The sequence below is a fragment of the Cellulosimicrobium sp. ES-005 genome, assembly GCF_040448685.1.
Lineage (GTDB): Bacteria > Actinomycetota > Actinomycetes > Actinomycetales > Cellulomonadaceae > Cellulosimicrobium > Cellulosimicrobium cellulans_G.
The window spans coordinates 101,848-125,238 of record NZ_CP159290.1; the positions used below are offsets into that span (position 1 = coordinate 101,848).

The window sequence follows — 23,391 nt, forward strand, 5'->3', positions numbered from 1 at the left end:
GCTGTGCGTCGGCGGTGAGCACAGACCTCCGAGTGTGCACCCGGCGACCGTCCTGGTCCAGGACCGTCGCCCCGGGCGACGAGCGCCCGGGGCGGGCGGGGACCGCCCGGCGCCGCGTCAGCCGCGGACCGCCAGGTCCACCCACACGAGCCGGTGGTCGCTGCTCGGGAACGGGAAGACCCCGGTGAGCCGTGACAGCGGGTCCGCCTGGACGGGCCAGAACACCCCGGCGTCGCGCACGCGCAGGTCGCGCGACGGCAGCACGTAGTCCGCGCGCAGGTTGCCGGGCGCGCTGTCCGCGAAGTCGGCCGTGTCCAGCGCGGGGTCGCCGCGGTGGGTCGCGTTCGCGCCGCCCTGGAGCGCGGCGGCCTCGACGGCGCCGTCGGAGCGGGGTGCCGGGTCCTGGACGCGGCGGTGGTGGAGGAGCTGGTCGATCGCGGCGTCGACCGAGTCGCCGTCGAGCGGGTCGGCGTTCTGGTCGCCCAGGACGACGAAGCTCTCGCCCGGGTGCAGCCCGCCGCGGCGGCCGGCGTCGTCGTAGACGTACCGCGACGCCTTGCCGGGCGTCACGTAGTCGGCCCAGAACCGGATCTCGTCGTGGTTGCGCCGCCCGTTGCGGTCCTCGGGGCCGTCGAACGTCGGGGGCGTGGGGTGCGACGCGAGCACGTGGACCGTCTCCCGGCCGACCCGCACGGGCACGTCCCAGTGCGACTTGCTCGACAGGCGGACGACCTCGAGCTCCTCCGGCGTGAACCAGTCCGCGGGCGCGGCCGTCGCCGGGTCGTCGGGGAGGAGCGCGCCGGGCATGTCCTTCCACAGGAAGTGCTGGAACGTGCGGACGCCGCGCGTGTCGATCGGGTAGCGCGACAGCACGACCATGCCGTACTGGCCCTCGAACGCCCCGAAGCCGAACGCGTCGTCGCCCCCACCGACCGTGCCGTCGTCGTTGAGGTCGAACCCGCTGGGCACGCCGGTGTTCGACGGCGCGACGTACGCGTAGCGGTACTCGATCGGCTCCGCGCCGCCCTGGGGGACCTCGAGGTAGTGGTCGCGGAACAGGTCGACGGCGCGTCCGTCCGGGACGTAGTCGAACTCGTTGAGCAGCACGACGTCGGGCCGGGTGCGCTGGAGCACCTCGGCGATCGTCGCGGCCTGCGGGTCGTCGGGGGTCGAGAGGTCGGCCTCGAGCTCTCCGGCCGCGGCGCGGTTGAGGCTCGCGTTGTACGTCGCGACGCGGAGGGTCCCGCGGTCGTGACCGTCTCCGTGCCCGTTCGCGTGGCCGTACGCGACGGCGGGACTCGCCGCGGCGCCGACGGCGCCCCCGGTGAGGGCGACGGACAGGGCGAGGGCCAGGGCGACGGGGACGGCGCGGGCGGGGGCGGCACGGCCGGTGGGGGCGGGGTGAGCGGGTCTCGTGGACACGGTGGCTCCTCGTCGTCGGGGACGGTGGTCGTCGAGAGGTTCCTCGTCACCGTACGCACGCCCGCCCCCGCGGGGAAGGGCGACGAGGTGACCGGCGGGTGAACGCCCCGGTGGCCCTGCCGGTGTGGGCGCCCGGTGGGATCCTGAGGCATGGACACCACGCAGTCCCGGCCGACCCGCACGTACCCGCACGGCGTGCCGTGCTGGGTGGACACCGAGCAGCCCGACGTCGACGCCGCGCTCGCGTTCTACGGCGCGCTCTTCGGGTGGGAGTTCGAGGAGAGGCTCCCGCCCGGCACGGGGGAGCGGTACGTCGTGGCGTCGCTCGGCGGGCAGGACGTCGCCGCGGTCGCGTCCGGGACCGGCGAGGCCGCGTGGATCACGTACGTCGCGGTCGACGACGTGGACGCGTCCTCCCGCGGCGTCCCCGACCTCGGCGGGGAGGTCCTCGACGGCCCGACGACGATCGGGCCGCCCGGCCGCATGGCGTCCGTCCGCGACCCCCAGGGCGCGACGTTCCGGCTCTGGGAGCCCGGGACGCGCGTCGGCGCGCAGCGGGTCAACGAGCCGGGCACGTGGAACTTCAGCGTGCTGCACACGCCCGACGTCGCGCGGGCGCTCCACTTCTACGGGCCCCTGCTCGGGTGGGAGGTGGACGCGGGGCTCGGCGCGGGCATGGCCCGCGTCCCGGGGTACGGCGACCACCTCGCCCGGACCGTCTACCCGGAGATCGACGCGAACCAGGAGGGCGCACCGCCCGGGTTCCGGGACGTCGTGGCGGGCGTGGTCGAGGACGGCGGGCCCGCGCGGCACACGGTGACGTTCGCCGTCGCCGACCGGGACGCCGCCGCCGCGGCCGCCGAGCGCGCGGGCGCGGTCGTGCTCTCGTCGGCCGACACGGAGTGGACGCGCGAGGCCGAGGTGCGCGACCCGCAGGGCGCGGTCCTCACGCTGTCGCAGTTCACCCCGCCCGAGGGCTTCTGACGCACGGACCAGGCGCGGCGTGGTCGCCGCGCCGTCCCGGCCGCGCGCGTGCGGCATCATGACGCGGTGAACGTCGTCACCCGCACCCCGCACGCCCAGGTCGTCGACCGTCTGCGCGCCGCGCGCCTCGAGTACGGACGCGTGGGCCCCACGGACGAGCGCGGCTGGACCTTCGCCGAGGTCGACACGGAGGTCGAGACCGACGACGGCTCGGCGGTGGACCGCGACCCGGACGTGCCCGGGTCGGTCGCCGAGGCCCTGGCCCGGGTCGACGAGCTGGTCGCCGCACCGTGGGTCGTGCAGCTCGACGGCGGGTCGGACCCGCTCCCGCCCGGGGTCAGCGCGGTCCTCGCCGCCCGGACGGACCCCGTCGCCCCGCCCGTCGTCGTCACCTGGGCGCCCGTCGACGCGTCCGCGACGCGCACCGACCACGCGATGCGCCTCGACGGCGACCCGGGCGACGTGCTCGCGGCCGTCGACGCGCTCGTCGGGCTGCGGGACGCGGCGACCGCGCCGGACCGCCTGCGGGAGCTCGAGCACCCCGACGACCTCCTCGACGTGTTCACCGCGCTCGCCGACCTCCCCGCGACCGACTCGGCGGCGCCCGACGCCGTCGTCCAGCTCGTGCGCGCCGACGCCGCGTTCGTGCGTGCCGCGGTGCGCCGCGCCGGGTCGGCGTGGGTGCGCGCGACCGACGAGCGCACCGCCGTCTGGACGCTCGAACGTCCGCCCGCGCCCGTCCCGGGCGAGCCGGACGACGACGTGCGGGAGGCCTTCACGGCGGCGCTCGGCGGGGAGTTCCGCGCGCGCTCGACGATCGAGCGCGGCCTGCGCGCCGGGGAGGCGATGCTGAGCCTGGAGCGCGCGGGGACCGGGGTGTCGTGGACGCTCACCACGCGCGGTCGCCCGTGGGTCTTCGGGAGCTGGAACGACACGTGGACGGACCTGTCGACCTCCGGGACCGAGGGCGCGTTCGACGCGCTCGCCGAGGTGTTCGGCGAGCCGCGCGACCCGGGACGGCTGCGCGCGCTGCTCGCCGCGTCGACGTGGCCCGGCGACCCCGTCGCCGACCTCGCGTACCTCCTGGGACTGCCGTCGGCGCTCGTCGAGGCCGTCGAGGACCCTGCCCGGTTCCGCCACGGGTCCGAGCGCGTGCAGCCCCTCGGCCCGACGGCGCCCCTCACCCCGCAGGAGAAGGGGGCGCTCGCGGCTCGCGCGCCCCGTCGCAGCGCGGGGAAGACCGCCCGTGACGTGGTCCTCGTCGTGCTCGGCCTCGGGCTGCTCGGGCTCGGTGCGGCGATCCTCGCCACCGACGGGGCCGTCGTCGGGTCGGACGGCTCGCCCGGGTGGGACGTCGCCGTCTGGATCGCGGGCGGCGTGCTCGCGCTCGTCGGGTGGGCCGGGCTGGGCTCGGCCCGCTCGGACCGGCGCCGCTTCCTGTCCGACGCGTGAGCGGGCCCGTCCCCGGCCGTCGTGTCGACCGGGGACGGACCCGCTGCCGGCGGGGTGCCGCGCGTCAGCGGCCGTCGAGGTGCGCGATCTCCTCGAGCAGGCGCTCGCGCACGGCCGCGTCGTCGACGAACTTCTCGACGGTCCGCCGCACCGACTCCCAGCGCCCCGCCTCGACCGCGCCGAGCGCGCCCACGAGCTGGCCGGGCGGGAGGTCGAGCAGCGCGAGGCGCGTGCGCAGGCCCTCGGGCGTGACCGTGACGACGACGGTCCGCTCCGCCGTCGCCTCGCCGCCCGCTCCCCGGGCCGTCGCGGAGACGGTGTGCTCGCCGAGCGCGAGGTCCGCGGCGGCGACGGCCGCGCCGTTCTCGACCGGCTCGCCGTCGAGCGCGACGACGACCTCGTCCGCGTCCGTGGCGCTCGCCGCGACGACGAGCGTGCCGCCGCGCTCGACCTCGGCGCCGTCGGCCGGGCTCACGACCTCTACCGTCGGCGCGGCGGGGGCCGGTGCCTCCTGCTCGCGCGCCTGCTTCCAGCCGATGAACGCGCCCGCGCGGTCGGTGATGACGCCGTCGACCCCGATCTCGGTGAGCCGGGCCCAGTCGGCCGCGGAGTTCACGGTGTACGGCATCACGGCGATGCCGGCCTCGTTGAGGTCCGCGACGACGCTCGGGCGCGCGAGCAGCGCGCTCGCCGACGGGTTGTACATGACCGCCCCGAGGTCCTGCGCCACGGCGACGGGGTCGGCGTCGAGCGCGCCGCGCAGCAGGCCGCGCGGGATCTGCGGCGCGTGCTCGCGCGCGGACCGCAGCGCGGCGACGTCGAACGACTGCAGGACCACGCGGTCCTCGAGCCCGGCCTCGACGACCATGTCCACGACCCGCTCGACCTCGGCGGACGTCTCCGGGCCCTTGATCTCCAGCAGGAGGGTCGACGAGCCGGTCTCCAGGAGGTCGAGCACCTGCGCGAACGTCGGCAGGTGCTGACCGGCGAACGCCGGGGAGAACCACGACCCGGCGTCGAGCGCGGTGACCTGCTCGCCGGGCAGCACGGCGACGTCGCCCGAGCCCTCGGTCGTGCGGTCCACGGTCTGGTCGTGGAGCACCACGGGCAGCCCGTCCGCCGTGGTGTGCACGTCGATCTCGACGTACTCGGCGCCGCTGCGCATGCCCGCCGCCACGGCGGCGAGCGTGTTCTCCGGCGCGACCGACGAGTACCCGCGGTGCGCGACCGTGACGGGGAGCTCCCCGTCGCCGCCGACGTAGGACGCCGGCTCGATCTCCGTGACGGTGACGTCGTCGACGCTCACGGTCGCCCCGGCGGTCACGAAGCCCAGCGCGCCGTCGCGGGAACGGTCGATCCGGCCCTCCAGGAGGGTCTTCCCGTCGAGCGCGTAGGTGACCGCCGCGCCCTGCACCTCGACGGAGAGGTGCACGTCGCGACCCGTCGCCGCGTCCGCCGGGGCGGACGCCGTGTACGGCACGTTCCAGGCGTCCGCGGCCGTCCGCTGCGCGATCTCGACGCCGTTGTGCGCGGTCGTGGTGCTGCGCAGGACCGCCTGCCACCACGGGACCGTCCCGTCGGGCGCGACGTCGAGGATCGCTCCCGCCCAGCGCGACGCGTTGTCCACGCTCTCGAAGCGCAGCGTCGCGTCGAGTCGGTAGTTCTCCGCCGACCGCCCGAAGACGATGCGCGCGGGCGACGACCCGTCGGGCGCGTCGCCGACGAGCCTGCCGTCCCGCACCTGCCAGTCGCCCAGCACGGGCTTCCAGCCCTCCGGGAGGGTGTCGCCGTCGAACGACTCGGCGAGCAGCACGTCGCCGGGCTCGGCCGCGGCCGGGGTGGCGAACGGGACGGTCGTCGTCGTGGTCGCTGCCACGGCGAGCGTGCTCGCGAGCAGGGTTCCTGCCAGCGCGGCCGCGGTACCGCGCACGGCGCGGCGTCGGGTGGTCGTCATCGGGTCCTCCGAGCGTCGGGACGGTTGCCCCGGCGACGCTAGGAACGCCGCGTGACGGCCCGGTGGACTCCGGGCGACGCCGGAGGGTCGGGCAGGTGACGGGACGCAGGTCCCCGACGTCCACCGCGGGCACCTTCGAGCACCCCCTCGAACGCCGCCCCGAGCGTCACCCGGGCGGCTCCGGCACGCGCGCCAGCAGGCGCACGACGTCGTGCCCGGCCTCCAGCAGCGCGAGGGTGCGGCGCGCGATCGCGTCGAGCCGCGCATCGAGCGCGGCGAGCGGGTCGGCGACGTCGGCCGGACCGGTGGCCCCGCGCAGCGCGTCGATCGCGTGGCGGACCTCCGGGACCCGGTACCCGGCCGCCCGCAGCGCCGCGACGACCCGGGCCTCGCGCACGGTCGCGGGTGGGTAGCGACGGGCCGACACCGCGCCCGTGCGGGACGCGACGCGCTCCGGCGCGAGGAGTCCCTCGTGCTCCCAGAACCGCAGCGTCGACGCCCGGACGCCCAGCGCCGCGGCGAGCTCCGTGATCGTGAGCACCGACCCGTCGCGCTCGGTCGCCCTTGCGGTCGTGCTGCCGGGGGAACCGGCCGGGTCGTCGCCCTCCGACCGGATCACGAGGAGAGCGCGCCGTGCGGCGAGGGCCTCGTCGCGCTCGCGCGCGAGCGTCACGTGCAGCCCGGAGACGAGGGCCACCGCCTCGTCGAGACCGAGCGACCGCGCGTCGCGCAGCACCCGTCGCGCGACGACCGGCCCGACGGCGGCTGCGACGCCGCGGTACGCGCGCAGGGCCAGGACGTGCTCGTCGCCGAACGTGCGGTACCCGTTCGCGGACCGGCCCGCGGGCGGCACGACGCCGAGGGCCTCCAGGTCGCGCACCTGCTGGACCGAGCACCCGGCCGCGCGCGCGACGTCGGACGTCCGCAGCGGCCGCGACGCCTCGCCGTCCGCCTCCTCGCGCCGTGCCGCGCCGCGCCCCGAGATCGTCACGCCAACCCTCCACAAGCGCTTCAAGTCCACACTCGAACCATGAGTATGGAGCAGATCCTCGGAACGGTCCGGTCCCTCGACGGCGTCCTCGTGCTCTCGCCCGGCCCGGGCAGCGAGTTCCCCGAGCTGGCGTGGGGCGACCACTTCTTCTACTACGCCCCCGACGGCGAGATCCCGCACGGGCAGCCGTACGGCACGGTCGTCACCAAGGACTACCCCGACGACTCCGCGTCGCGGCTCGGCGAGGAGGGCCGGTGGAGGGTCAACGTGCACGTGGGCCGCGACCGGTTCCGCGACCTCGTCGGCGACGACCCGCGCGACGGCGACGCGGCGGAGGCGGAGTCGACCGACGTCGTCGTGCCGCACCCCGTCTACGGTGCGCTCGACTGGGTGTGCGTCGTCACCCCGGGCGAGCGCACGACCGCGCTCGTCCTCGACCTGCTGCGCGCCGCCCACGACGACGCCCGCGCCCGCGCCGCCCGCCGCGCCGCGAGGTAGCGGCGACAGCCGGGGGCGCGAGCACCGATCGCTCCGTGCACGGTCGCGAGGGTTCGGACCCGTCGACAGGGCCGATGAACCGCCCGTGTCGAGACATCATGTCGCCACCCAGGTCAGACCTGGCACGCTTGCCCGCGCCGCGGACACACCCGCGCGCGAGATCAGACGGGGAGATCAGGCGTGGACATGAAGACGATGAACGCGGCGGGACCCTACGTCCTGTCTGTGGTGCTGACGTTGCTCGGGCCCGCCGTGCTGTACCTCGGCCTCTTCATGACGTGGACCGTGGAGACCAACGAGGCCTACTACCTCGGCGTCGCGTTGGTCTGGGTCGGGGGAGTCGTCTCGTTCCTCGGGCTCTGCACGAGCGTCGTCGTGGTCTACCGCCTGATCCGCATGTTCGAGCGACTCGTCTTCACCATCGTCAACTGGTAGCAGTGTTGGAAGCGGGACATTCTCCAGAGCGAGGCGTCGAGGCGGACCGTTCGTCCCCGTGACCGTCTGGGCTCTCCGGCGCGCCGAGCGCCGCTCGTCGGCGGTCCTCAGACAGGCACGGCGGCGCCCGACGGTGCGGGGCGCGCGGCGACGTGGCCGTGCCCGGCGACGTCGACGCCGACCGCGAGGACGTGCGGGACGCCGTCGGTCACCTCGACGGTGGACACCGACGCGTTGGGCAGGGCCGCGAGGCCGGACGGGTCGAGCGTCGCGAGCCACGCGCCGAGCGTGAGCCCGTGCCCGACCACGAGCACGTGCCGGTCGTGCACCGCGCCGGGGCGGGACGCGTCGTCGTGCGCGGCGACGACCCGCGCGAAGACGTCGCGTACCCGCGCCATGAAGTCCTTGCCGGGCTCGCCGCCGCCCACACCGGGGTGCGTGCCCGCGAGCATGCGCGGCACGAGCTCGGCCCACGGCTCGACCGCGTCGAGGTGCGACTCCGGGCGCCGCTCGTACGAGCCGAACGACAGCTCGCGCAGGTCGTGGTCGACGGTCAGCGGGAGGTCGGGGTGGTGGCGCAGGATCTCCATGGCGGTGAGGACCGCGCGGCCCTGCGGCGAGGAGTACGCGGCCGCGAAGTCGTGCCGCGCGAGGTGCTGCGCGGTGACGCGCACGCCCGCGCGCCCCGTGCGGGTCAGGGGGGAGTCGCACGACCCCTGCAGGTGCCGTCGCGCGTTGAGGTAGGTCTGCCCGTGGCGTACGAGCGTGATCGTCAGGGTCATCGTCGCTGTGCCCTCTCCGGTCGTCCCGGTCTGCTGGTCACGGCCGACGCTAGGGCGTCCCGGTGTCGTGACGACGACGTCCCGGTGACGAACGCGTGGCCGACGCCGGAACGCCGCGGGCCGGACGCGCCGCGGTACGGCCGCGCGGCCGCACACCGGCTCCGAGGACCAGGGCTCGGCGACCCGGCGACCGTCACACGGACGCGGGGACCTCGTCGCGCTCGGCGCGCGCCGCCCGCTCGCGATCCGGGCCTTCGGAGCCGTCGGAGCGGTCGGCCGCGTCCGCGGGCTCCGTCGACGAGCCGTCCGTGCCCGGTGCGGCGCCCCGCTCCTCGGTGTCGGCCGCGGGCGTCGCGGCGGGCGCGGGCCACGGCTCCTCGGCGTCCCCGGCGGCGTCCGGCACCGCGCCGGCCGCCCGGTGGACGACGACCGCGAGCGGCGCGACGAGCACCCCGCCCACCAGGCCCCACGCCAGGCCCGCCTGCAGGACGGGGAGGACGCGGCCGGCGTCGGGCAGGACGCCGCCGGAGGTGACGGTCGAGACGACGACGGGCACCGCCGCGGCGAGCGCCGCGCCCGCGACGCACGCGAACCAGACGGCGAGCAGGAGCGCCCAGCGGCCCTCCGCCGGGGGCAGGCGGCGCGCGGCGAGCGCGGTGAGCAGCCCCACGGCAAGCCCGACCCCGAGCGGCAGCACGAGGTGCACCGGGTCGGCGAGGAGCGCGTCCCGGTCGACGGCGAGCCGTGCGGAGGGCAGCAGCACGACGTCCCGGGCGACGCCCCACGGGGACTGCGGGTCGGACGCCCCGGGGAGCAGGGTCCGCCCGACGCCGGCGGCCGCCCAGAGCGCGCCCGTCGCCGTGCCTGCCGCGAGGGCGGCCGGCCAGGCGCGCACCGTCGCGGGGGCGCGGGTGTGCCGCGTGCCCGCCGGGTCGTCGCGGCGGTCGGTCAGCGCGCGCGTCACGACGACCGCGAGCCCGACGAGCAGGCCGTTCACGAGCCCCCACCACCCGCCGAGCGCGGTGGCGACGAGCTCCGTGATCGTGTCGGCGCGCCACGGCAGCGTGACCCCGGCGAACCACGCGGCCGTCGCGGCGAGGGCCGACGCGGCGACGACGGCGAACCAGACGCCGAGGAACGTCGCCCACCGGCCCGTGCCCGACGGCAGTCGCCGCAGCACGAGCTGCGTGCCGGCGGCGACGATCGCCCCCGCGAGCGCCGCCGTGAGCAGCGTGCTCCCGGAGACGGGTGCACCGCCCGCGACGGACGCGGTCGGGTGGGGGAGCAGCGCGCGGACGAGGGTGCCGGGGACGGGGAGCGGCGCCCCGGAGAGCCAGTCCCCGAGGCGGCCCGTGACCACCCAGAGGACGGCGGTGAGCGTTCCGGCGACGACGACGGCGGGGACGGTCCTCGATGACGGCATCCTGCGAGGGTAGTGGCACCGTGCCGCCGGCTGCACCGCCCGGTTCGTCCCGGCTGTCATCCTGGGCAGCCTGCCGGACATCCCCGTGCGGAGCGCCGCGAGGGGCGGCGAGGACGACGACAGGAGCGAGGGCGGATGTCCCACCCCCCGAGGCGGAGGCGCGCGAGCGCCTCGACCGCCTCTACCGCGACCATGCGCGGTCCGTGTACCGGTGCGCGGCGACGCGGCTGTCCCCGCAGGACGCGGAGGACGTCGTGTGCGAGGTCTTCGTGGTGGCCTGGCGCCGGATCACGGAGGTGCCGCCGTACGAGCTCGGGTGGCTCCTGCGGGTCACGCGCAACGTCATGGCGAACCACCTGCGCGCGGGATCGCGCCGGGCCGCGCTCGTGCGGCGCGTCGACACGTCCGCGGACCGGACCTTCACGGCCGGAGACGGGAGCGCGACCCGCTGGGTCTCCGAGAAGGACTCCGCGGCGTCGGTCGCTGCCCCCATGGTGGGCGTCGAGGAGGTCGAGCACGCCGACCCGGTCGGGCCGGAAGGGCAGACGACGTACTGGTGGGTGAGCCCCGCGGCCGGCGTCTACACGCGGTTCACGCTGCCGGCCGAGAACTGGGACGACGTCCGGGAGGGCACCATCCGGGAGCAGCTCACCGCGCAGATGGCGGACCTGGCTGCGCAGATGGAGGCGATCCGGGCGCTCGCCGACCAGCCGGACGTCGTCACGAGCGGCCCCGAGGCGCGGACGGTCGGCGGGCGCGCGGCGACGTGCTTCGAGCTCTCCGGTCCCGGGTCGGCGGCTCCCGCGAGCGAGGCGCCGATGTGGGTCGACGGTGCGCCGGGCACCGTCGACTGGACGCGGGCCGCGTGCTTCGACGACGAGACGCACCTGCCGCTGTCCGACGAGCGGACCGAGCACTACCTCCTCGACGGCGCCACGCAGCCGAGCCTGTCGGTCACGACGTCGGAGTACACCTGGCACCCGCGCGACGACGCGTCCCTCGCCCTCCTCGAGCCGTCGGTCGCGGGCCTGCGCGAGGTCTCGCAGGACGAGTTCACGCGCCTGACGAGCTGACCGGCGACGGCTGACGAGTCGGCGGCGGCGACGGCCCGAGCGGTCGGTCGCCGCCGCCGATGAGTTCTCGGCGCGCCGGTCGTCAGAACGCTCGGGAGCCCGGGTGCACGGCCGCGGGCACGACGACACGGAGGACGGCATGAGCGAGCGCAAGACCTACACGGTGGACGTACCGGGAGCGGTCGTCGCCTACGACGTCTGGACGCCGGACGTCGCGGGCGACCGACGGCCGGTCGTCGTCATGGGGTCGCCCATGGCGGCGTCCGGGTTCGAGCAGCTCGCCGGGCTGCTCGACGACAGGGTGGTCGTCACGTACGACCCGCGCGGCACCGAGCGCAGCACGCTCGCGCCCGACGGGGAGGTCTCGGTCGAGGCGCACGCCGACGACCTGCACGCGGTGGCGTCGGCGGTCGGCCTGGGGCCGGTGGACGTGTTCGGGTCGAGCGGTGGCGGCGTGGTCGGGCTGTCGTGGGTCGAGCGGTACCCGGGGGACGTGCGGACGTTCGTGTCGCACGAGCCGCCGATCACGCCGCTGCTCGAGGACGCCGAGCTCGCGACGACGGTGCAGGCGGACATCGTCGAGACCTACGGCCGGGAGGGGTTCGGCCCGGCGATGGCGAAGTTCGTCGCGCTCGTGAGCCACGTGGGCCCCCTCCCGGCCGACTACCTCGGGCGGCCGGCCCCCGACCCGGCGACGTTCGGCTTCCCCGCGGAGGACGACGGGTCGCGCGACGACCTGCTGCTCGGCCGGAACCTCGCGACGATGCCGTCCTGGGCTCCCGACGGCGCGGTGCTGCGGGCGTCGGGGACGCGGGTCGTGCCGGCGGTCAGCGCGCAGGGCGAGGGGACGCTCGCCTGGAGGGGCGGCGTGGCGCTCGCGGAGCTGCTGGGCGTCGAGGCGGTGACGTTCCCCGGCGACCACGGCGGCTTCATGGTGAGCGAGTGGTCGCCGCACAACGACCCGGCGGCGTTCGCCGCCGCGCTGCGCGAGGTGCTCGACGCCTGACCTCGCGCGCGGCGCGCGTGCTGAGCGACCCCCGAGCACGGGGTGGTCGACCGCCTTCCCGAGGCCCCGTCGCCGCCCCGTGCCGGGCGCGTCCCCGGGCCACGACACGAAGAAGTGTCGACCGACCGGGGACTTTTGCTTGTTGTCGACACAACTTTCGCCTATCTGTTGACATCGGCCTCTGACTGCGGTGTCATAAACCTCGTTGCCCCTGGAACCGACCAGGGGACCGGACGCCGGAGCAGGGGAGCTCGACGTCCGGACCGACAGCCGACGGCGCGCACCGACGCGTGCCCCGGCGGGGCCACGGCGGCCCCGGACCTCGCCCCACGGTCGGTCTCCCACCGGTCGCGGGTCGAGCCCCGCACGACCGAGAACCGTCTCGACCCTCTGCGACGCGGGACACCCCCGCACGACCCAGTCCTGCCCACACTGCCCCCACAGCACCACCCGGGGAACCTCCGCGCGCACCCGTGGCGCCGGTCAGCGTGACGGCGAGCGCCGGCACGCCGGTCCGGCGCGCCCGCGAGCCGCCCGGACGACCCCGTACGCCCGGAAGGAGTCCCCATGCCCGACCCGACGACCGAGACCGAGACGCCCGCCAGGCCGCTCTCGCGACGGGCGCTCCTCGCGGGGGCCGGCGTCGTCGCCGCGAGCCCCGCGGCCGCCCTGCTGCTGGGCGCCGGCGGCAGCGTCGCGGCGGCACCCCCGGCTGCCGCCGCGACCACGACCGGCGCGGCGGCCACCGGTGCGGTAGCCACCGCCGTGGGCGACGTCCGCAAGATCACGATGTACGCCGAGCGGATCTCCGACACGCTCGTCGGTTACGGCTTGGAGCGCGGCAAGGCCACGGTCCCCGGCCCCATCCTCGAGATGTGGGAGGGCGAGACCCTCGAGATCACGCTCGTCAACACGACGGACAAGCGCCTGTCGATCCACCCGCACGGCGTGAACTACGACGTCAACAGCGACGGCAGCGCCTTCAACAACTCGTTCAACGAGCCGGGCGAGACGCGGACGTACACCTGGTCGACCGTCAAGATGGCGCGTGACCGCGGCATCTGGATGCCGGGCAGCGCCGGTTACTGGCACTACCACGACCACGCGTGGGGCGACCACGGCACGCAGGGGATCGCCGCCGGGCTCTACGGCGCGCTCGTCGTGCGCCGCGTCGGGGACGTGCTGCCGCAGAAGCAGTTCACGATGGTCTTCAACGACATGACGATCAACAACAAGGTCGCGCCGAACACGCCGATGTACGAGGCGAAGCTCGGCGAGCGCGTCGAGTTCATCTGCATCGGACACGGGAACCAGCTCCACACCTTCCACCTGCACGCCCACCGCTGGGCGAACAACCGGACGGGCCTCCTCGCGGACCAGTACGACACGAGCCAGGTCGTGGACAACCGCGACCTCAACCCGGGCGACGCGTTCGGGTTCCAGGTCGTCGCGGGCCTCGGGGTCGGGCCGGGGGCGTGGATGTACCACTGCCACGTCCAGTTCCACTCCGACGGCGGGATGGCGGGCGTCTTCCTCGTGCGCAACGCCGACGGCTCCATGCCGCCCGGTGCGCAGGAGACCATCGACCGGTTCCAGGGCCACGCCAGCCACACGATGTCGGCACCGTCGGGCGGGGCCGCGACGACCGACGGCGCGGCGGCCACCACGGGTGGTGCCGCGGCCGGAGGGACCGGGCCGGCCGTCGTCGACCTCGCGGGGCACGCCGGCCACTGAGCCGTCGGCTGATCCAGGACCGACGGGCCGCCGCGGGCTCGCCCCGCACCAGCACCACCCGCACCAGCACGACCCGCTCCCGGCCCGCCCGGGAGCGCCGCACCGATGACGAAGGAGTTGGAGAGTGCTGTCCAGACGATCGACATCCCCCACGAGGGGACGCTCCCGACCAGGAGCACTACTGGCCATGACCGTGGGCCTCACGAGCGCCGCGCTCGTCGCGAGCGCCGCCGTGATCCCGGCGGCGGCGCTGCCCGTCGCCACGGCGCCGAGCAGCGCGGTCGCCTCGAGCGGGGCCCTGGCCTCCGGGTCCGTGGCTACCGCGACGGCCACCGCCGCGGCCACGACGGCCGTGCGCGTGCTCGTGTTCCACGGCGCGCCCGACGAGCAGGCCGACCCGGTCGTCGCCGCGACCGCGGCGCTGACCGAGCTGGGTGCCGCCAACGGGTTCGACGTCGAGGCGACGTCCGACCCGGCCATGATCAGCGAGGCGACGCTCGGCGAGTACCGCGGCGTCGTCATGCTCTCCTCGGAGGGCATCGAGCTGAGCGGCGAGCAGGAGGCCGCGCTCCAGGCGTACGTCAACGCCGGCGGCGGCTTCCTCGGCGTGCGCGACGCCGCGCGCGCCCAGGAGGCGTCGAAGTGGTTCGAGGGCCTCGTCGGCGCCCGGATCAAGGGCGCGACGATGACGGCGGAGAAGGTCGCCGAGGCGACCGGCACCGGCCGCAGCCCGGCCGCCGAGACCCCGGCCAAGGCCGTCGACGGCGACCCCAACACCAAGTGGCTGACGTTCGCCCGCACGGGCCAGCTCACGCTGCGCATGGAGAAGCCCGTCGCGCTCGTGAAGTACGGCATCACGTCGGCGAACGACTCCGCGGGCCGCGACCCGAAGAACTGGAAGGTCCAGGGCTCGACCGACGGGCAGACGTGGGTCGACCTCGACACGCGGACCGACGAGGACTTCCCGCAGCGCTTCCAGCCGCGCACGTTCGACGTCGGGAACGAGACGGAGTACGGCTGGTACCGCCTGGACGTCACCGCGAACTCGGGCGACGCCGAGGTCCAGCTCGCCGAGTTCTCGATCTTCGGCCCCGACTCCGTCGAGCAGCCCGACCCGGAGATCCCGCTCGAGGAGCGCACGGTCGACCTGGTCGACCGCCAGCACCCCGCGACGGCGGACCTCCCGCTCACGTGGGACCGCGAGGACAGGTGGCTGGACTGGGCCGACGACCCGACCGGTGACGTGCACACGGTCGCGACGCTCGAGCCCGGCCCCGACGCCGGCCCGACGACCAACCCGTTCCAGCCCGTCTCGTGGTGCCGCGACTACGACGGCGGACGCTCGTTCTTCACCGGCATGGGCGGCACGCCCGAGAGCTGGCAGGACGCGACGTTCCGCGAGCACCTCCTCGGCGCGCTGCAGTGGACGACGGGCGTCGTGCGCGGCGACTGCCAGGCCACGATCGCGTCGAACTACAAGGCCGAGCGCCTGTCGAAGGTGAACACGGCCGGCACGCTCGACCAGAACGGCGAGCAGCACGGCCTGACGATCGCGCCCGACGGCACGGTCTTCTACATCGGCCGCGGCGCCTGCCCGACCGGCCCGATCGTCCCGTGGAGCGACCCGAACGTGGGCCTCGGCTGCGGCACGATCCACCAGTGGGACCCGGAGACGGGTGAGGCGAAGCTCCTCACGACGCTCGACGTCATGGGCAACCGCGGCAGCGGCGACGAGCTCGTGAAGAACGAGGAGGGCCTGCTCGGCATCGTGCCCGACCCCGACTTCGCGACCAACCACTGGCTGTACGTGTACTGGATGCCGCACGAGAACATCGACCGTGAGCGTCGCGTGGGCTACCGGACGGTCTCGCGGTTCACCTACGACCCCGCGACGCCGACGATCGACCAGAGCACGCGGGTCGACCTGCTCGAGTGGGAGACGCAGATCCACAGCTGCTGCCACGCGGGCGGCGGCATGGCGTTCGACAGCAAGGGCAACCTCTACATCGGCTCCGGCGACAACAACTCGTCCGGTGGTTCGAGCGGCTACTCCGGCAACAACTGGACGCAGGAGTACGCGGGCCTGAGCTTCCAGGACGCGCGCCGCACCGCCGGCAACACGAACGACCTCAACGGCAAGATCCTGCGGATCCACCCCGAGGACGACGGCACCTACACGATCCCGGACGACAACCTGTTCCCGGTGGGCGAGTACCCCGCGGACAAGACGCGTCCCGAGATCTACGTCATGGGCGTGCGCAACATCTCGCGCCTGCAGATCGACCCCGACACGGACTGGCTGACCGCGGCCTGGGTCGGGCCGGACGCGACGCTCCCGAACCCGGACCTCGGCCCGGCGAAGTACGAGACCGCGACGATCATCACGTCCGCGGGCAACCAGGGCTGGCCGTACTGCATGGGTAACGGGCAGCCGTACCGCGACCGGAGCAACGAGGACGCGAGCGTCCTCACCGGCTGGTACGACTGCGACAACCTGAAGAACACGTCGCCGCGCAACACGGGTCTCGTCGACCTCCCGCCGGTGCGCGACAACATGATCTGGTACTCGCCCTCGGGCGGCGGCCCGGTGTTCCCGGACCGCGGCAACGGCATCCCGTCGTACGTCGACAGCGAGGCGACCTACACCATCCCGTGGCTGCGGGGTGGCGGCCAGGCCGTCATGTCCGGCCCGACCTACCGCCAGTCGCAGGTCGACCCCGAGTCCGACGTCGCGTGGCCGTCGTACTGGGAGGGCAAGTGGTTCATCGGCGACCAGTCGAACTCGAACAACCGCGTCGCGGTGACGGTCGACCCGGAGAACCTGGACGCGCCCGTGTTCATGGAGGACCTGCGCCAGATCATCCCGGGCGGCCGCGGTGACGGGCTGCTGCAGAGCTGGATGGACGCGAAGTTCGGTCCGGACGGCGCGCTGTACCTGGTCGACTACGCGGGTGGCTTCTTCAGCCTCGACCCGAACCAGAAGCTCATGCGGATCACCTACCAGGGCGGGGCTCCGACCCCGGCCCCGGCGGCGTCCGCGACGAGCATCCAGGGCGACCCGCTGACCGTGCAGTTCACCGGAGCGCGTTCCGGTGGCGTCTCCTACCTCTGGGAGTTCGGCGACGGCTCGACCTCGCGTCAGGCCAACCCGAAGCACAAGTACCCGCGCGTCAAGAACTACGAGGCCAAGCTCACCGTCACGTACGCCGACGGCTCGACGGCCACGGTCACGACCGACGGCTCGCCGTCGTGCACGCTGCCCGACGACCGCGAGACCGTGTTCTTCGGCGACGTGGACTCCACGGTCGAGAACCGTGACCTGGGCGCGTGCAACATCGCCGACCTGTTCCAGGACGAGAAGGAGTGGCGCACTCACGCCCGGTTCCTGGCGCACGTCGAGTCGGTGGCCAAGGGCCTGTACGACGACAGCCGCATCAGCGACCGCGAGCGTGCTCGCCTCGTCGACGCGGCGGCCCGGTCCCAGATCGGCGCGTACCCCGGCGGGTACCGCACGATCTTCGACGGCACGCAGGAGTCGCTGTACGACTGGTACCAGGCTCCGGGCGGCAAGTTCACGCTCGAGCCGGGCGGCTCGCTCAAGTCGAGCGGCGGCCTGGGGATGCTCTGGTACGCGGGCGAGGAGCTCGGGGACTTCTCCGTGAAGCTCCTGTACCGCGACGTCTCGGCGGGCGACCACCACGCCAACACCGGCGTGTTCACCCGGTTCCCGAACCCGAACGACCCGGGTGACGCGCAGTGCGCCCAGGGGCAGACCTCACCGGCGTGGGTCGCGATCTACTGCGGCCACGAGATCCAGATCTACGACGGACCCACGGGCGAGCCGCAGAAGACGGGCTCGGTCTACAACTTCGACCCGGTCGGCCTGAACACCGGCGGGGAGAAGCCCAAGGGCGAGTGGAACGAGTACGAGATCCGGGTCGTGGGCCAGCACTACACGATCATCCGCAACGGCGTCGTCATCAACGAGTTCGAGAACGCGCCGGGGATCCAGTCGTCCCGCGCGGGCGACCCGCCCACGGACCTGCGCCAGTTCGACAGCGGGTTCATCGGGCTGCAGAACCACGGGAACTCGGACCTCATCGAGTTCCGTGACGTCCGGGTGGCGGACCTGTAGCACCGCCCGGCGGGGGCGGCCGGCCGGCCGTCCCCGCCGACCCCGGGGCCGCCGTCGTGCCGCACGACGGCGGCCCTCGGGGCAGGCTGCACGGCCCGCCCCGACCACGCCCGGACAGCCCGACCAGCCCGACAGAACCCCAGACACCCCCGGAGGAGTGCACCCTCATGGAACGACGTACCAGTCCCGGCGGCCCTCGCCGCCGCGGCGCGCGGCGGTTCCTCGCCGCCACGGTCGCCGGACTCACCGCGACGACGGTCCTCACCGTCGCCCCGGCCTCGGCGGCCCCCACAGCGACGGCACCGTCCGCCGTCTCGTCCGTCGCGAGCAGCACCGTCGCCGCCGCGCAGGTCCTCACCTGGACCGCGGACAACAGCGTGACCGACTACAAGTCCTTCCCGGCCACGGCCGAGGCCGGCCCGGCCACGATCGTGTTCGAGAACAGCATCGCGACCGGCAGCACGTTCGGCATGAGCCACACGCTCACGTTCGACACGTCGACGGCCGGCTACAACCACGACCTCGACGTGAACATCCTCGCGAGCCCGTTCGACGCGAACGGCGGGCTGCACGAGAAGGACGTGACCCTCACGTCCGGCACCTACCGCTACTTCTGCGCGATCCCCGGCCACGGCGAGATGTGGGGCGAGCTCGTCGTCACCGACGGCGGCGGGGGCGACGACACGACCGCACCCGCGGTCTCCGCGCTCCTCACGGGCGAGCAGGACGGCGACGGCGCGTACGTCGGCGGCGCCACGGTCACGCTCGACGCGACCGACGACCAGTCCGGCGTGGCCGGGGTCGAGTACGACCTCGACGGCGCGGGCTGGCAGGCGTACACCGAGCCGTTCCTCGTCGACGCCGTCGGCGCGCACACCCTGCAGTTCCGCGCGACCGACACGGCGGGCAACACGTCCGAGGCCCAGACCGCGGAGTTCACCGTCGTCGAGGGCGACGTCGAGGAGGACACGACCGCGCCGACCGTCGAGCCCATGGTCATGGGTCAGCAGGACGAGAACGGCGCGTACATCGGCACGGCCGCGTTCATGCTCCACGCCTCGGACGAGGGGTCGGGCGTCGCGTCGGTCGAGTACCAGGTCGACGGCGGCGCGTGGCTGCCCTACACGACGACGGTGCCGTTCACCGAGCTCGGCGAGCACACCGTCTCCTACCGCGCGACCGACGTCGCGGGCAACGTGTCCGAGGTCGGCTCGGTGACCTTCACGGTCGTCGAGGACGGCGAGCAGGACACGACCGCCCCGACCGTGACCGCCGAGATCACGGGCGAGCAGGACGACAACGGCGCGTTCGTCGGGTCCGCCACGGCGACGCTCACCGCGACGGACGACGCGTCCGGCGTGGAGACCGTCGAGTACGACCTCGACGGCGCCGGCTGGGCCCCGTACACCGCGCCGCTCGTCGTCGACGAGCCCGGCGAGCACACGCTCGTCTACCGGGCGACCGACGTCGCGGGCAACGTGTCCGAGGAGTCCGTCACGGAGTTCGTCGTCGTCGCCGACGCAGGCGAGGACACGACGGCCCCGGTCGTCGAGACGCAGCTCAGCGGCACGCAGGACGAGGACGGCGCCTACGTCGGCTCCGCGTCCGTGCAGCTCACCGCGACCGACGACGGCTCCGGCGTCGCGTCCGTCGAGTACGACCTCGACGGTGCGGGCTGGACCGAGTACACCGAGGCCGTCGTCGTCGACGAGCCGGGTCGGCACACGCTCGCCTACCGCGCGACCGACGTGGCGGGCAACGTCACGGAGCCCGCGAGCCTCACGTTCGACGTCGTGGCCGGCCAGGGCGGCGACACCGTCGCCCCCACGGTCGACCACCGCGTGATGGGCGGGACGAAGAACGAGGCCGGCGAGTACCTCTCGACCGTCTTCCTGCGCCTCCTCGCGACGGACGCCGACTCCGGCGTCGCCTCGGTCGAGTACCAGGTCGACGGCGGGGAGTGGCTCCCGTACGCGAAGCAGATCTCCGTGCGGACCCCCGGTGCGCACACCGTCACGTACCGCGCGACGGACGTCGCGGGCAACGTCTCCGCCCTGAAGACGGCGACGTTCGTCATCGCGGGCGGCGAGGAGCCGGGCGACACCGACGGCCCCGTCGTCACGGCCGCCGTCAGCGGCAGCCGGACCCGCGACGGCGACTTCGTCGCCAGCGCCCGGGTCACGCTGACCGCGGTCGACGAGGAGTCGGGCGTCGACCGCATCGAGTTCCAGGCCGACGGCGGTTCCTGGCAGCGCTACGCGGCCCCGGTCGCGTTCGCGGCCGACGGCCAGCACGTGGTCCGCTACCGCGCCGTCGACGGCGTCGGCAACGTCACGACGGGCGAGGTGACCTTCACGGTCCTGCAGCTCGTCCGCGACCGCTGCGTGGGCTCGGACGTGCGTCCGACCGTCATCATCGACGGCCACGACAGCACCGTCCAGAACTACGACGACGGCACGGGCTGCACCGTGAACGACTACGTCGCCGAGACCGACGAGTACCCGACGCACCGCGAGTTCGTCGACCACGTGAGCCTCGTGACCGAGGACCTCGTGTGGGACGGCGTGCTCGACGACGCCGAGCGCGAGCTCATCATCGCCGCGGCCGAGCTGTCCGACATCGGTCGCCGCTGACCGACGCCTGACGGTCCGACCGAACCAGTCCGATCGACGACGGCCCGACCCCGCACCCCCCAGGTGCGGGCTCGGGCCGTCGTCGTACCCGCTCCACCCGGGCTGCCGCCCTCCCGTTCCCGCGCCGAACACGACATGAAGGTCGTTATCGGTCGTCTGGCGACTCTCATGTCGTGCTCGACGGCGGGTGAGGTCGTGTTCGGGGAGCTGACGTCAGGGAGGCGGCGGACGGGGGCGACGTCGGCGGCCGGGTCAGGCAGGTGGGTCGCCGTAGACCGGGCGCGCGAACGCGAGGACGATGCCCACCCCGCCGCGTTGTGCGAGGCGCGCGCGGTCCTCCGGGTGGTCCAGCAGGTGCCGCAGGACGCGGGCGACCGCCTCGGCGTCCGCGACGTCGACCGAGTCCGGGTCCGGCCCGTTCGCCGGGCGGACCTGGAGCAGGTCCTCGCCCTCGGCGTGCCGGGCACGCGCGCCGTCGCGCAGCTCGACCCGCAGCGCCGGACGCCGCTCGCCCTCCAGCACCCGCACCCCCGCGACGTCGTCCCACCGCACGACGACGCGTGCCGGCTCCGGCCCCACGGGCAGCTCGATCTCGTGCGGGCGCAGGACGACGGCCTGGTTCGACGGCCCGCGCACGTAGGCCATCAGCGCGACGCCGAAGCCGACGACCAGGAAGCACGAGACCGCCGCGGCGACCCCCTCCTCCTGGAGCAGCAGCCACACGACGAACCACACCGACCCGCCGAACAGCACGAGCAGGACGAGCAGGACCGCGAGGTAGTCGACGACCGGGGTCAGGCGCTCGCGCCCCCGCACCCCGCCGGGCACGGCGGTCCACACCATGCCGGTCCGGTGCGGGGGACGGGGCGGGCGGCTGCTCACGGGGACAGTCTGCCGGGTCTCCGGACCGGCGCCGAACACGACGTCGATGTCGTTCTCGGGCTCAGAACGACACGCATGTCGTGCTCGACGGCGCGCAACGTCGTGCTCGGGCGCGGCCGTGGCAGGGTGGCGGCATGACGACGCTCGCTCAGGTCCGCGCGGCCGCGCTCGCCCTGCCCGAGGCGGCGGAGGACGCGACCGCCGGGACGGTGTCATTCGTGGTGCGCGGGCGACGGTTCGCGGTGGTGACGCGGGACGACGTCGTGCAGCTCCGCGTGGGGGACGACGACGTCGCGCGCGTGCTCGCCGAACAGCCGACCGCGCGCCGGTGGACCCGCGGCGACCACCTGCTCGGCGCGGGCGTTCCCCTCGCCGACCTCGACGGCCAGCAGGCCAACCACTGGGTGCGGCGCGCGTGGCTCGCCCGCGCGCCGCGACGTCTCGCGGACACCCTCCTCGCGGCCGACGCCGCCGAGCCCGGCACCGTCGGCGACCTCCCCGCCGCCATCGGCCGTCCGGCGACGCGCGCGCTCGCCGGCGCGGGGATCACCACGCTGTCCGACGTCGCGCGGCTCGCCGACGCGGACCTTCTCGCCCTGCACGGCGTCGGGCCCCGGGCCGTCCGGATCCTGCGCGAGGCGCTCGCGGCGGGCTGACGCCCGGCCGTGTCGGGCGCTCGCGGCACCGACGGCTCACGCGGGCGCAGGAGTGGACGCCGGCCTGAACCCCGCCGTGGACGCCCCGTACGGACTTCCCGTGCGTCCTGCGTGGTCAGCGGTGGGTTCGAGGTAGCGGTGGTGCATCCACACGACGACGTCGAGGACCCGTAGCGCCGAGATGTCACCGCCGATGCCGGCTTCGTCGCGCAGTGAGACGAGGTGCCGGTGGAGGGCGCGGTCGTCCGCGCGGAGCTCCGCGCGGAGGGCCTCCCAGAACGAGCCGGTGGGCTTCACGGCTGCCCGGACGACGGTGTCGTAGACCGGGATGAGCCGCGGCCGCTTGCGTGCCAGGAGCTTGCCCGCGGTGACCCAGCCGATGCCACGGATGTCGCGCAGCGCCTCCCACAGGCGGCGCGGAGCCCAGCCGTCGGGGATCGACTCGACGTCCACGAGGTCGAGGTCGGGAGGGATCTCGGCGAGCAGCTCGCCGAACTCGTCCGCGCGGGTCTCGAGGAGCTGGAGCGCCCCGTGCGGCGGGACGTTCACCGACAGGAGCGAGACGGCGACGAGGTCGTCAGCCGTGAACCGGTCAGCCGTCTCCGGTCGATCGCCACCGCCGGCCAGCCGCTCGAAGCGCGAACCCGACCAGCCCGTCGTCCCGTCGACGGGAGCGAAGTAGCGACGAAGATGATCGACCGCTTCGTCACGGAGCGAAGGAGTGAGGACGTCGGGGACGTTCAGCGTCGAGGTCACAGCGCCAGGGTAGGTCGGTCGTCGTCGCGCACACGGCCGCACCCGGACGTCGAGTGGGTGAAACCGGTGCGCAAGTCTTGCGCATGTGCAGTTACTGCACATAGAGTCCTCGATATGACCACGGACCCGTCGCGACACCTCCGGCCTCGGCTCGACGCCGCACTCGCGGCGCTCGACGAGGCGAGCGCCGCGCCGCCCGGCGAGGCGGTGGAGCCGCTCTCGCGGGCGCGCGCACTCCTCGACGTCGCGCTCGACGAGGCGATGGCGGAAGCGCTGCTCGCCGGGTCGTCCATGCGGTCCGTCGCCGAAGCGGCGGGCGTCGCGCCGAACACCGTGCCTCCACGCCTCGCGCGGACCCCGGCGCTCGCGGGCTACTCCGGTCCCGACGGCCGCGTCTCCGCCGAGGGCGTCACGCGTGCCCGCTACGACCGCGAGCGCGGGACCCCGCCGCCCGAGCCGACGACCGTCGTCGAACCCCTGAGGTTCCGCCGCCGCACCTGACCGTCCACACCACCGCCCGTCCAGCAGCACACGACGAAGGGACACCGCCATACCCGATCAGAGCCTTACCCACC

18 protein-coding genes are annotated in these 23,391 nt (G+C 74.6%); 11 read left to right on the forward strand and 7 right to left on the reverse strand.

The genetic code is table 11. The features are described 5' to 3' along the window. Positions 1 to 117 precede the first annotated feature (117 nt). Positions 118 to 1,422, reverse strand: a complete 1,305-nt coding sequence (locus ABRQ22_RS00390; protein ID WP_353708185.1) for an endonuclease/exonuclease/phosphatase family protein — start codon at positions 1,420 to 1,422, stop codon at positions 118 to 120. A 150-nt stretch (positions 1,423 to 1,572) separates the two neighbouring features. Here ABRQ22_RS00390 and ABRQ22_RS00395 point away from each other — a divergent pair, with 150 nt between their 5' ends. Both ABRQ22_RS00395 and ABRQ22_RS00400 read left to right on the forward strand, forming a co-directional pair. Next, positions 1,573 to 2,406 (forward strand): VOC family protein, encoded by an 834-nt coding sequence (locus ABRQ22_RS00395; RefSeq protein ID WP_353708186.1) that lies wholly within the window; start codon positions 1,573 to 1,575, stop codon positions 2,404 to 2,406. Between the two features lie 66 nt (positions 2,407 to 2,472). After that, positions 2,473 to 3,858, forward strand: coding sequence for a hypothetical protein (locus ABRQ22_RS00400; protein ID WP_353708187.1), 1,386 nt, complete (start codon positions 2,473 to 2,475; stop codon positions 3,856 to 3,858). Positions 3,859 to 3,922: 64 nt separating this feature from the next. Here ABRQ22_RS00400 and ABRQ22_RS00405 read toward each other — a convergent pair whose 3' ends face one another. Further along, complete coding sequence (locus ABRQ22_RS00405) at positions 3,923 to 5,812, reverse strand: glycerophosphodiester phosphodiesterase family protein (RefSeq protein WP_353708188.1); 1,890 nt, start codon at positions 5,810 to 5,812, stop codon at positions 3,923 to 3,925. 166 nt (positions 5,813 to 5,978) lie between these two features. Continuing rightward, positions 5,979 to 6,803, reverse strand: coding sequence for a MerR family transcriptional regulator (locus tag ABRQ22_RS00410; RefSeq protein ID WP_353708189.1), 825 nt, complete (start codon positions 6,801 to 6,803; stop codon positions 5,979 to 5,981). A 39-nt stretch (positions 6,804 to 6,842) separates the two neighbouring features. Here ABRQ22_RS00410 and ABRQ22_RS00415 point away from each other — a divergent pair, with 39 nt between their 5' ends. Next, positions 6,843 to 7,301, forward strand: a complete 459-nt coding sequence (locus tag ABRQ22_RS00415) for a DUF6194 family protein (protein ID WP_353708190.1) — start codon at positions 6,843 to 6,845, stop codon at positions 7,299 to 7,301. Between the two features lie 186 nt (positions 7,302 to 7,487). Next, a complete protein-coding gene (locus tag ABRQ22_RS00420) occupies positions 7,488 to 7,736 on the forward strand; it encodes a hypothetical protein (RefSeq protein ID WP_353708191.1) in 249 nt (82 codons plus the stop codon). Between the two features lie 107 nt (positions 7,737 to 7,843). Here ABRQ22_RS00420 and ABRQ22_RS00425 read toward each other — a convergent pair whose 3' ends face one another. After that, on the reverse strand, positions 7,844 to 8,518 hold the full coding sequence (locus ABRQ22_RS00425; RefSeq protein WP_353708192.1) for a histidine phosphatase family protein: 675 nt from the start codon (positions 8,516 to 8,518) through the stop codon (positions 7,844 to 7,846). A 193-nt stretch (positions 8,519 to 8,711) separates the two neighbouring features. Then, positions 8,712 to 9,941, reverse strand: coding sequence for a hypothetical protein (locus ABRQ22_RS00430; RefSeq protein WP_353708193.1), 1,230 nt, complete (start codon positions 9,939 to 9,941; stop codon positions 8,712 to 8,714). Between ABRQ22_RS00430 and ABRQ22_RS00435 the strand changes: the two genes are divergently transcribed. The 5 genes from ABRQ22_RS00435 (at position 9,932) to ABRQ22_RS00455 (ending at position 20,522) form a co-directional block, all read left to right on the forward strand. After that, entirely contained in the window at positions 9,932 to 11,014 is a 1,083-nt protein-coding gene (locus ABRQ22_RS00435) for a sigma factor (RefSeq protein WP_353708194.1), read from the forward strand. The two genes, ABRQ22_RS00430 and ABRQ22_RS00435, sit on opposite strands and share 10 nt — an antisense overlap. 139 nt (positions 11,015 to 11,153) lie before the next feature. Beyond that, positions 11,154 to 12,020 (forward strand): alpha/beta hydrolase, encoded by an 867-nt coding sequence (locus ABRQ22_RS00440; protein ID WP_353708195.1) that lies wholly within the window; start codon positions 11,154 to 11,156, stop codon positions 12,018 to 12,020. Between the two features lie 567 nt (positions 12,021 to 12,587). After that, a complete protein-coding gene (locus tag ABRQ22_RS00445) occupies positions 12,588 to 13,754 on the forward strand; it encodes a multicopper oxidase domain-containing protein (protein WP_253054435.1) in 1,167 nt (388 codons plus the stop codon). A 187-nt stretch (positions 13,755 to 13,941) separates the two neighbouring features. Further along, entirely contained in the window at positions 13,942 to 17,889 is a 3,948-nt protein-coding gene (locus ABRQ22_RS00450) for a ThuA domain-containing protein (protein ID WP_353708196.1), read from the forward strand. A gap of 167 nt (positions 17,890 to 18,056) precedes the next feature. Beyond that, positions 18,057 to 20,522, forward strand: a complete 2,466-nt coding sequence (locus tag ABRQ22_RS00455; protein WP_253054429.1) for a hypothetical protein — start codon at positions 18,057 to 18,059, stop codon at positions 20,520 to 20,522. A 252-nt stretch (positions 20,523 to 20,774) separates the two neighbouring features. Here the strand turns inward: ABRQ22_RS00455 and ABRQ22_RS00460 are convergent, their stop codons facing one another. Then, the gene (locus ABRQ22_RS00460) at positions 20,775 to 21,404 is read right to left on the reverse strand and encodes a glycosyltransferase (protein WP_353708197.1); all 630 of its coding nucleotides are present in this window, start codon (positions 21,402 to 21,404) and stop codon (positions 20,775 to 20,777) included. Positions 21,405 to 21,538: 134 nt separating this feature from the next. Here ABRQ22_RS00460 and ABRQ22_RS00465 point away from each other — a divergent pair, with 134 nt between their 5' ends. Continuing rightward, positions 21,539 to 22,060 (forward strand): hypothetical protein, encoded by a 522-nt coding sequence (locus ABRQ22_RS00465; protein WP_353708198.1) that lies wholly within the window; start codon positions 21,539 to 21,541, stop codon positions 22,058 to 22,060. Positions 22,061 to 22,096: 36 nt separating this feature from the next. Here the strand turns inward: ABRQ22_RS00465 and ABRQ22_RS00470 are convergent, their stop codons facing one another. Further along, positions 22,097 to 22,816, reverse strand: coding sequence for a DUF6308 family protein (locus ABRQ22_RS00470; protein WP_353708199.1), 720 nt, complete (start codon positions 22,814 to 22,816; stop codon positions 22,097 to 22,099). 114 nt (positions 22,817 to 22,930) lie between these two features. Here ABRQ22_RS00470 and ABRQ22_RS00475 point away from each other — a divergent pair, with 114 nt between their 5' ends. Next, positions 22,931 to 23,317 (forward strand): hypothetical protein, encoded by a 387-nt coding sequence (locus ABRQ22_RS00475; protein ID WP_353708200.1) that lies wholly within the window; start codon positions 22,931 to 22,933, stop codon positions 23,315 to 23,317. Positions 23,318 to 23,391: the final 74 nt, after the last annotated feature.